Here is a 10,154-nt window from a genome sequence, read left to right as displayed (position 1 = left end):
AAGTGGCACTGCACGACCACCTCGAAGACACGGCGCCACAGCGTCCGTACACCCCGACGGAAGCCCTGGTCGCGGGCGTCTTCGGCGAACTGCTCGACACCCCGCCCGCCCCACTGGACACGGACTTCTTCGCGCTCGGCGGGCACTCCATGCTCGCCGTGCGCGCCGTCCACGAGATCGCCGGGCGCACGGGGGTCGAACTGGACCTGGAGACGTTCTTCGACCTGGAGACGGTCGCGGACATCGCGGCCGAGGTGGACCGGCTGCGGGCGGCCGGCGCGGACACGGCGCACGAAGGGGAGATCTGAGCCGGTGGCGACGTCGTGTTCCGCCCACCGTCCCCGGTACGGGCGGCTGTGGCGGCTGCCGACCGTGCGGCTGACGGGCACCGTCGCGCTCGCCGGGGCGGCCGTCGCGGTGCTCGCGGGGCGGCTCGCCCCGCCCTGGGCGCCCCTGTCGGCGGTGGCCCTCACGGCGGCCGTCCTGGCGGGCCTGCTCAGGCACCACCGGGCCCGGATCGCCGTCGAGGTGCGCCTGGTACGCGCCCTGATCGAGTCCCGGCCCGACTGCGGCGACGTACACCTGCCCGGCCTCGACGCGCAGGTGCGGGCGACCGTGCGGGCGGACGGGGTCACCCGGATCGAGGCCGCCTCGTGGCCGGACGCGGTGCGCGGGCTCGGGTTCGCCATGGGCCGCGACCGGGGGTTCCACCTGGACCTGATGCGCCGTACCGCCTCCGGGCGGCTCGCCGAGGTGTGGGGCAGGACCGCGGTGCCGGTGGACGAGCACTACCGGCGGCTCGGGTTCGCCAGAACCGCGCGGACCGCGGCCCAGCAGCTCCAGGCACCGGAACGCGCACTGCTCACCGCCTTCGCCGACGGAGTGAACGCGGGCCTGGCGCACCAGCCTTTCGAGAGCCGCTTCCTGTCCTGCCGCCCCCGCCCGTGGACCGTCGAGGACAGCGTGCTCATCGTCCTGTCCACGTTCCACGGCCTGTCCTGGAACGAGGACGACAAGCGCGCCGAGGCCGTGGTCCGGGCGGCCCTGCCCGCGGACGTCGCCGGCTTCCTGCTGCCGGGCGGCGGCGACCTCCCCGAGGGGCTGGCCCGGTTCCGGGGCGACGCCGAGGACCTCGTCACCGTGGACAGGGCCGTCGCCGGGTCCAACTGCTGGGCGGCCGGCGGACTGCTCGCCTGCGACCCGCACCTGCCGCTCACCCTGCCCAACCTGCTGTACGAGGTGGATCTGGCCTGGCCCGGCGGCATCCTGCGCGGGCTCGCCGTACCGGGCCTGCCCGCCGTGCTCACCGGCACCAACGGACACCTCGCCTGGGGCGTCACCAACCTCGCCGCCGACGTCCTCGACCTCGTCCCCGCCGACCGCGCCGAGGAGCGCGTGGGACGCATCCGGGTGCGCGGCGGCTCCCCGGTGGAGTCCCGCACCGCCTGGTGCGGCCCGCTGCCGGTGTCGCCCCGGCCGCTGCTCGGCGAGCGGGTCGCGGTGCGCTGGAGCGGGTACGACCCGCGCGCCTGCGACCTGAGACTCCAGCGCCTCGCCCACGCCAGGAGCGTCGAGGAGGGCATCGAGGTGCTGCAGGACGCCCAGGGCATCGCCCTCAACGTGCTGCTGACCGACACCGGGGGCCGTCTGGCGCACCTGGCGACCGGACTGCTGCCCCGGCGGCCGGGGGAGGGCCATCTGACCGGGGCGCAGCGCCCCCGGTCGGTCGACCCGGCCGACGCGATCCTGGTCTCCGCCAACGACAGCGCGTTCCCCGACGAGCCCCACCGGATCGGCTACGACAGCGACCCCGGCTTCCGCGCCCGGCGCATCCGGCACCTCCTGACGGCGGGCGCCGGGGACCTCGCGGGAGCGGACGGCGCCGACGCCATGCGGGCCCTCCAGCACGACACGGCGGCCGAACTGTACGAGCCGTACCGGCGGATCGCGGTACGCGCGCTGAGCGGACGCGACGAGAGCGCGGCGGCCCTGCTGGCCGCGTGGGACGGCACCGCCGACCCGGAGTCCCGGGCGTTCCCCGTCCTGGTGCGGCTGCGGGCCGTGCTCGCCCGGCGCGTCCTGTCGCCGTTCCTCACCGCCTGCCGGGAACTGGATCCGGAATTCCGCTACGCCTTCCGCTGCGTGGACCGCCCGCTGCTCGCCGTCCTGCGGTCGGACGACGCCTCGGTACTGCCCCCCGGCCTGGTCGAGGAGTGCGTCGCCGAAGCCCTCGGGGCCACCGGCGAGGACGCACTGCCCCGCTGGGGCGACCTCAACCGGGTGGGACTCGACCACCCGCTCGGTGCGCTGGTGCCCTGGGCGGCGCCGCTGCTGGGCGTCCCCGCGACCCCCCAGCCCGGCGCGCTGCACACCGTACGCACCTGCGTCCCCGGGTTCGCCGCCGCCGGACGCGCCGTGCTGTCGCCGCACGGCGAGGCCTCCTTCGACCTGCCGGGCGGCCAGTCCGGCCACCCGCTGAGCGTCCACTTCGACGACCGCCACGCGCGGTGGTCGCACCCCGGCACGGCCGCGCGCCCGCGCGGCACGGCCTGCACGTTCGTGCTCCGGCCCGGAGTGCCCGACGCGACGGAAGTACCGCAAGCACACGGAGTGCCCGAAGAGTTCGGAGAGAGGAACTGACATGTCCACACTGACGACACTCCCGGAGATGTTCGCCGCGCAGGTCCGCGACCGCGGGGACGCGGTCGCGGTCTCGTCCGGCGGCACCGACGTCACGTACGGCGCCCTCGACGCCCGCTCGGGCCGGATCGCCGCCTGGCTCGCCGCGCAGGGCATCGGCGTGGAGGACGTGGTCGCGGTCGAACTCGAACGCGGCCACGACCTGATCGCGGTGATGCTCGGCGTGCTGAAGGCCGGCGCGGCCTACCTCCCGCTGGAGGTCGGCATCCCCGAGGTGCGCCGCGAGAAGCTGGCCGCGGCGGCCGGTGCGGTCGCGGTCGTCGCCGCCACCGGCCGGACCGTGCACGAGGGCCCCCGGCTGCTCGCCCTGGACACCATGGCGGAGCACCCGCCGCTCGCACCACGGCCGGTCCACCCCGACGGCCTGGCCTACGTCAGCTACACCTCCGGGTCGACCGGCCTGCCCAAGGGCGTCGCGGTGCCGCACCGCGCCGTCGCCCGGCTCGTCCGCGGCGGCTTCGCCGACCTCGGCCCCGAGGAGACGTTCCTCCAGCTGGCGCCCGTCTCCTTCGACGCGTCGACGTTCGAGATCTGGGCGCCGCTGCTGACCGGCGGACGGCTGGTCGTCCACCCGCCGGGCCCCCTGGTCGGCGAGGAACTCGCGGCCACCCTCGCCGAGGAGAAGGTCACCACGCTGTGGCTGACGGCCGGCCTCTTCCACCGCATGGTCGACCACCACCTCGACGACCTCGCCGGACTGCGCCAGCTCCTCGCCGGCGGCGACGTGCTGTCGGTCGACCACGTCAACCGGTTCACGGCCCGCCACCCCGCGATCCGGCTGATCAACGGCTACGGGCCGACCGAGAACACCACGTTCACCACCTGCCACACCGTCACCGGCCCCGTCACCGGCTCCGTACCCATCGGCCGACCCATCCGGGGCACCGGCGTACGGACACTCGACAAGGCCCTCAACCCCGCAGGGACGGGCGAACTCCACGTCACCGGCGCCGGACTGGCCCGCGGCTACGTCGGACAGCCGTCCGTCACCGCCGTCAGCTTCGTCCCCGACCCGCACGCGGAGGTGCCCGGCACCCGGATGTACCGCACCGGCGACCTCGTACGGCTGACGGACGACGGCATCGAGTTCCTCGGCCGCGGCGACCGCCAGGTCAAGATCCGGGGATTCCGCGTCGAACCCTCCGAGGTGGAGCGGGAGATCGCCGCCCTGCCCGGAGTGGCGCAGAGCGTCGTGCTCGCCAGTGGCGACAGCACCGGCGAACGCGGGCTCACCGCCTACCTGCTGCCCGCCCCCGACGAGGACGACCCGGAGACGCTGCCCGCCCGCGTGCGCCGGACGCTGCGCACCGCCCTGCCCGCGGCGATGATCCCCGCCGCGTTCATGACCGTCGGGGAATTCCCGGTCACCGCCAACGGAAAGGTCGACCCGGCGGCGCTCCCACGACCCGGCCGCAACCCCCGGGACGCCGACAACGACTACCTCGCCCCGCGCTCCGCGACCGAACAACTGGTGTGCGACCTGTGGGCCGAGGCGCTCGGACTCGACCGGGTCGGCGTCCTCGACGACTTCTTCGAACTGGGCGGCAACTCGCTGCTCGCGATGGACCTGATCAGCCGCACCGAGTTGGTCTTCGACGTGGAGCTGCCCATCCGCGCACTGCTCCACCACCCCAGCGTCGAGGAGTTCGCCGAGGCGATCGGCGAACTCCTCGGCACGGAAGGCGCCGCACGATGAGGATCACCGTCCCCCGGACGCACGTACCGCTCCAGGACATCGACCTGTACGACCCGCTCACCTTCGGCCGGGGCGACCCGCACGCGATCTGGCGCACCCTGCGGCACGAGGAACCCCTCTTCTGGCAGCAGCTCCCGGACGGCCGGGGGTTCTGGTCGGTGACGAAGTACGACGACGTGTGCCGGGTACTGGGCGAGCACGAGACGTTCACCTCCTCGCGGGGCGCGATCCTCAAGATGCTCGGCACCCCCGACCCCGCGGGCGGCCGGCAGATGGCGGTCAGCGACCCGCCCCGGCACACCCACGTCCGCCGCCCGCTCTACCAGCTGATGACACCCTCGGCGCTGCGCCCGCAGATACCCAGGATCCACGAGGCGGTGCGCAAGCTCCTCGCCCCCATGACGTCCGGCGACACCTGGGACCTGGGCGCCGCGATGACGGCCCTGCCCATGATCGTGTCCGGCATCCTGATGGGCCTGCCGGAGGAGGACCATCCCGCCCTGGTCCGCAGCGGCCTGATGACGGTGGCGCCCGACGACCCGGAGTACCAGGTCGAGGGCGGTGTCGAGGCGACGCTGCACCAGGCGCACCACGACCTGTTCGCCTACTTCGCGGACCAGGTGCGCAGGCGCCGCCGCAACCCGCCCAAGGACCTCGCCGACAGCGATCTGATCGGCAGGCTGATGACGCTGCGCGTGGACGGCAGCAGACTCAGCGAGGGCGAGATCGTCTCCAACTGCTACAGCCTGCTGCTGGGCGCCAACGTGAACACCGGGCACGCCGTCTCCGCCGCGGTCCTGCACCTCCTGGACGACCCGGCGCAGTACGAGCGGTGGGCGACCGAGGAGTCACTGCTCAAGCCGGGCATCCGCGAGGCCCTGCGCTGGTCGTCCCCGGTCGTCCACTTCCTGCGGTACGCGGTAAAGGACGTGGAGGTCCGGGGCCGCAGGATCCGCAAGGACGACGGCGTCGTCGCGTGGATACCCTCGGCCAACCGCGACGAGGAGGTGTTCAGCGATCCGTTCCGCTTCGACGTGGGCCGCAGGCCGAACCGGGAGATCGCGTTCGGCCACGGGCCGCACCGCTGCATCGGGGCCGTGGCCGCGCAGATCACCCTGGAGCTGACGTTCCGGGAGATCTTCGCCGCTGTCGAGCGGTTCGAGCAGGCGGGCGAGGTCGCCCACCTGGTCTCCAACTTCACCGCCGGGATCAAGCACTTCCCGCTGAAGGTGACAGCCCGGCGCTGAACAGGTCGAGCAACGCGCGGGGGGCGTGCAGGAAGTCGTAGTGCTCGCCCTCCAGCAGAACCTGACGGCAGTCCCGCGACCACGCCTTCCAGCCACCCATCAGGTCCATCGGGATCTCCCGGTCCTCCGTCCAGCCGACGACCGTGATCCCGGACGGCAGTACCACCGGATCCGCCCGGTGGTACCGCCGGTTGGCCTCCAGGTCCTGCCCGAGCAGCCCGAGCCCGAGCCGCACCAGCCGGGGGTCCGGGGTGCCGCCGAGACTCGTGATCAACTCGCCGAGCTGTACGGCGAGTTCGTCGTCGGTCATGTCCAGGAACCGCCCGTAGGGGCCGTCCTGCGGAGCCACCTGGGAGGAGAGGAACAACTGCCGGGGCACCGGCAGCCCCTCCTCGTGCAACCGGATCGCGAGCTCCACCCCGGGCAGCGCACCCCCGCAGTGCCCGAAGAAGCCGAACGGCCGGTCCAGATGGGGCAGCAGATGCTCCATCAGCGGCCCGGCCAGCTCCTCGTACGTCCCGTAGTGCGGCTCCCGCACCCGGCTCTCCCGGTGCGGGAGCTGGACCAGACACACCTCCACATCACCGATGCGGCGCGGCCAGCGGTGGTACATCGAGGCGCCGCACCCCGAGTAGGGGAAGCAGAAGAGCCTCGCGGCGGCTTCGGGGTCGGGCTTGCGCAGCAGCCACTTGGGTTCCTTGGCGCGGCGTGGCTCGGGGGCACGTCGGGGCTCGGTCATGAGGCCCGAAAGTACCCCCTGCTTCCTTGTGGGGCAGGGGAGTTGACCATGGTTGGCCGGATACCGCGCGAGCCCCGCCCGTACCCCGCGGCACCTGCCGCTGCGCTGTCCCGAAATAGCTTTAGACCCCCGAAGATCTCTTGTTATCGTGCGATCCGGCGACCCGGACGAGGTGGGGAACAGACATGGGGCACATCGACGTCAATCGGGTCTCCTTCCATCTCCCCGACGGGCGACCGCTGCTGTCCGACGTCACCTTCCGGGTCGGCGAGAGCGACCGGGTGGCCCTGATCGGGCCCAACGGCACCGGCAAGACCACCCTGACCCGGATCATCACGGGCGAGATCGCCGCACACGCCGGAGCGGTCACCCACGGCGGACGGGTCGGGGTGATGAGCCAGTTCGTCGGCGGCTACCGGGACGGCCGCACGGTGGAGGACCTGCTGGTGTCCGTGGCCCCGCCCGCCGTGCGCGAGGCCGCCGGGAGGATCGCGGCGAGCGAACTGGCCCTGATCGAGAACGACTCCTACGACGAGCAGATGGCCTACGCCCAGGCCCTCGCCGACTGGTCCGAGGCCGGCGGCTACGAACAGGAGACGCACTGGGACGTCGTGACGACCGCCGCCCTCGGCGTCCCCTGGGAGCGGGCGCGGTTCCGGGCCGTCGACACCCTCTCGGGAGGCGAGCAGAAGCGGCTCGTACTGGAGACGCTGCTGCGCGGCCCCTACGACGTCCTCGTCCTCGACGAACCCGACAACTACCTCGACGTGCCGGGCAAGGAGTGGCTGGAGGAACAGCTGCTGAAGACGGACAAGGCGGTCCTGCTCATCAGCCACGACCGCGAACTGCTGAGCCGGGTGCCCACGAAGATGGTCACCCTGGAGCCCGGCGGGGCCGGTGCCAGGGCCTGGACCTACACCGGGACGTACACCACGTACGACGAGGCGCGCGAACAGCGCAACGAGCGGCTCGACGAACTGCGCCGCCGCTGGGACGAGGAGCACCAGAAGATCAAGGACCTGATCCTGATGTACCGGGAGAAGGCCAAGTACAACTCGGACATGGCCTCGCGGCTGCGCGCCGCCGAGTCCCGCCTCCAGCGGTTCCAGGCGGCGGGCCCGCCCGAGGCGATCCCCGTCCCGCAGAAGATGCGCCTGCGGCTGGAGGGCGGACGGACCGCCAAGCGCGCCGTCATCGCCGCGAACCTGGAACTCACCGGGCTGATGAAACCGTTCAGCACGGAGATCTGGTTCGGCGAACGCGTCGCGGTCCTCGGCAGCAACGGCTCGGGCAAGTCCCACTTCCTGCGGCTGATGGCGTGCGGCGGCACCGACCCCGACGTCGAGCAGCAGCCCGTGAGCACCATCAGGCCCGAACCGGTCGACCACGAGGGCCACGTCCAGCTCGGCTCGCGCGTACGGCCCGGCTGGTTCGCCCAGACCCACCAGCACGCCGACCTCAAGGACCGCACCCTGCTCGACATCCTGCACCGCGGCGACGAACGCCGCGCGGGACTCGACCGGGAGACGGCCGGCCGCGCCCTCGACCGGTACGGCCTCGCCCGCTCGGCGGAGCAGACCTTCGCCTCCCTCTCCGGCGGCCAGCAGGCCCGCCTCCAGGTGCTGCTGCTGGAGCTGAGCGGCGCCACCCTGCTCCTGCTCGACGAGCCGACCGACAACCTCGACCTCCACTCGGTCGAAGCCCTGGAACAGGCCCTGTCCACCTTCGAGGGAACGGTCGTCTCCGTCACCCACGACCGCTGGTTCGCCAAGGGCTTCGACCGCTTCCTCGTCTTCGGCGAGGACGGCCGGGTCCGCGAGGCACCCGAACCGGTGTGGCACGAGGGCCGCGTACGCCGCTCACGCTGAAGGACCGCGGACATGGCGCCCACCGGCCGCCCGAACGACGTCGCGCGGACAGCCCCGTCCGCCCGCACGGGCGCACCGGCACTCCTGGCGGGGCTGCTGCCCGGCCGCACGGAGGTCTGCGAACTGTTCGCCGACCCCCCTGACGTCACCGCGACCCTGTACCCGCAGGAGGCGGCGGCGATCTCCCGGGCCGTGGCCAAGCGCCGGCACGAGTTCGCCGCGGTACGCATCTGCGCGCGCACGGCGATGGCACGACTCGGGGTGGCCCCGGCGCCGATCCTGCCGGGGGAGCACCGGGCACCGGTGTGGCCCGAGGGCATCGTCGGCAGCATGACGCACTGCGACGGCTACCGTGCCGCCGCCGTGGCACGCCGCTCCGAGGTGGCCTCGATCGGAGTGGACGCCGAGCCGCAGGGCCCGCTCCCCGCCGGAGTCGCCGCAGCCGTCCTGCTCGCCGAGGAGCACGACACCGTCCGCACGCTCGCCGACCTTCACCCGGACACCGCGTGGGACCGGCTGGTCTTCAGCGCCAAGGAGAGCGTCTTCAAGGCGTGGTTCCCCCTGATGCGCCAGTGGCTGGACTTCACCGAGTGCGTCATCGCCCCCGACCCCGACCGGGGAACCTTCACGGCCACCCTCCTCGTCCCCGGCCCGGTCGTGGCGGGACAGCGAATCCAGGAGCTCACGGGACGCTGGCGCACCCGCGGCGGCACGGGGACGGGACACCTGGCCACGGCGGTACTGGTGGGCACCCCCGACGCAGCGGGCCCGTAGCGGGGACGGGAAGCGGCAGGACCCCGGGCGGGGGTCGCCCGACGGCGAGGGGACTGATCGGCGACCCCGCGACGCGGGAGTGCGCGCACCGCATGCGGTCCGGACGTCGACCGGCCGGTGGCCAGTTCGGCTGTCGCGCGGTACATCACCAGCAGGACCCCGCACGGCGGCCGTTCCCGCGACGCGTCCGGCAGCAAGGAGCCGCGAAATGTCACACACGAAGTCCCACGGAACGCACAAGAAGCATGCGGACAAGGGGAGTCAGGGAAAGCAGGCAAAGCAGGAAGAACAGTCAAAGCTGGGAAGGAAGCGGCGCCTTGACGGCAAGGTGGCCTTCGTCACCGGCGCGGCCGGAGGGCTCGGCCGCAGCCACGTGCGACGGCTGGCCGAGGAGGGCGCCGACCTGGTCATCGTCGACATCTGCCGTTCGGTCGACACCGTGCCCTACCCGCAGTCCACCCCGAAGGACCTGTCCGACGCGGTCGGGGAGGTGCGGGCGCTGGGCCGCCGCGTCGTGGCGCGGCGGGCGGACGTACGCAACCGGGCCGCCCTCCAGAAGGCGTTCGACGCGGGGCTGGCCAAGTTCGGGCGGATCGACATCGTCGTGGCCAACGCCGGGATCGCACCACTGCTGGTGAAGGACAAGGTGAAGGCGTGGCGCGACGCCATCGACGTCAACCTCACCGGGACCTTCCACACCATCGAGGTGGCGCTCCCGTCGATGGTCGACGCCGGGGAGGGCGGCTCGATCGTGATCGTCAGCTCCACCGCCGGACTGGTCGGCATCGGCGGGGCCAGCAACGGCGGCCTCGGCTACGCCGCGTCCAAGCACGGTGTGGTCGGCCTGATGCGTACGTACTCCAACAACCTCGCCCAGCACAGCATCAGGGTGAACTCCGTGCACCCCACCGGCGTGGCCACCCGCATGGTGGCCGATCCCGCCGTCGTCGAGTTCGTCGCCCAGGACCCGATTCTCTCCAAGGGGGCGTCAAACGCCCTTCCGGTGGCCACGATTGAACCGGTCGACGTGTCGAACGCCGTGCTGTGGCTGGCCTCGGAGGAAGCCCGGTACGTCACCGGCGTCACGCTGCCCGTGGACGCCGGATTCATCAACCGCCGCTGAGTCACCG

At 72.8% G+C, this 10,154-nt stretch carries 8 protein-coding genes; 7 read left to right on the top strand and 1 reads right to left on the bottom strand.

Annotation, left to right across the window (positions count from 1 at the left end):
• The first annotated feature begins 2 nt into the window (after nt 1–2).
• Genes ACFYVL_RS33660 through ACFYVL_RS33645 form a run of 4 tightly spaced genes read left to right on the top strand, consistent with a single transcriptional unit; the run spans nt 3 to nt 5,643 of the window.
• On the top strand, nt 3–308 hold the full coding sequence (locus ACFYVL_RS33660) for a phosphopantetheine-binding protein (protein WP_389251705.1): 306 nt from the start codon (nt 3–5) through the stop codon (nt 306–308).
• Between the two features lie 4 nt (nt 309–312).
• On the top strand, nt 313–2,640 hold the full coding sequence (locus ACFYVL_RS33655; RefSeq protein ID WP_389251704.1) for a penicillin acylase family protein: 2,328 nt from the start codon (nt 313–315) through the stop codon (nt 2,638–2,640).
• A gap of 1 nt (nt 2,641) precedes the next feature.
• Nucleotides 2,642–4,396, top strand: a complete 1,755-nt coding sequence (locus ACFYVL_RS33650) for an amino acid adenylation domain-containing protein (protein WP_389251703.1) — start codon at nt 2,642–2,644, stop codon at nt 4,394–4,396.
• The gene (locus ACFYVL_RS33645) at nt 4,393–5,643 is read left to right on the top strand and encodes a cytochrome P450 (protein WP_389251702.1); all 1,251 of its coding nucleotides are present in this window, start codon (nt 4,393–4,395) and stop codon (nt 5,641–5,643) included. The genes ACFYVL_RS33650 and ACFYVL_RS33645 overlap by 4 nt, the downstream gene beginning before the upstream one ends.
• Here the strand turns inward: ACFYVL_RS33645 and ACFYVL_RS33640 are convergent.
• A complete protein-coding gene (locus ACFYVL_RS33640) occupies nt 5,606–6,382 on the bottom strand; it encodes a thioesterase II family protein (protein WP_389251700.1) in 777 nt (258 codons plus the stop codon). The genes ACFYVL_RS33645 and ACFYVL_RS33640 overlap by 38 nt on opposite strands.
• A gap of 185 nt (nt 6,383–6,567) precedes the next feature.
• On the opposite strand from ACFYVL_RS33640, the gene ACFYVL_RS33635 reads away from it, so the two are divergent.
• The 3 genes from ACFYVL_RS33635 to ACFYVL_RS33625 all read left to right on the top strand — a co-directional run bounded on the left by ACFYVL_RS33635 (nt 6,568) and on the right by ACFYVL_RS33625 (nt 10,147).
• Entirely contained in the window at nt 6,568–8,250 is a 1,683-nt protein-coding gene (locus tag ACFYVL_RS33635) for an ABC-F family ATP-binding cassette domain-containing protein (RefSeq protein ID WP_389251698.1), read from the top strand.
• Between the two features lie 12 nt (nt 8,251–8,262).
• Entirely contained in the window at nt 8,263–9,024 is a 762-nt protein-coding gene (locus ACFYVL_RS33630; protein WP_389251696.1) for a 4'-phosphopantetheinyl transferase, read from the top strand.
• A 208-nt stretch (nt 9,025–9,232) separates the two neighbouring features.
• On the top strand, nt 9,233–10,147 hold the full coding sequence (locus tag ACFYVL_RS33625; RefSeq protein WP_389251694.1) for a mycofactocin-coupled SDR family oxidoreductase: 915 nt from the start codon (nt 9,233–9,235) through the stop codon (nt 10,145–10,147).
• The last annotated feature ends 7 nt before the right edge of the window (nt 10,148–10,154 follow it).

Origin of the sequence: Streptomyces sp. NPDC004111 (genome assembly GCF_042874215.1) — a bacterium.
GTDB lineage: Bacteria > Actinomycetota > Actinomycetes > Streptomycetales > Streptomycetaceae > Streptomyces.
Note: the sequence above shows the minus strand (reverse complement) of the source record. Positions and strands in the feature narration are given on the sequence as shown.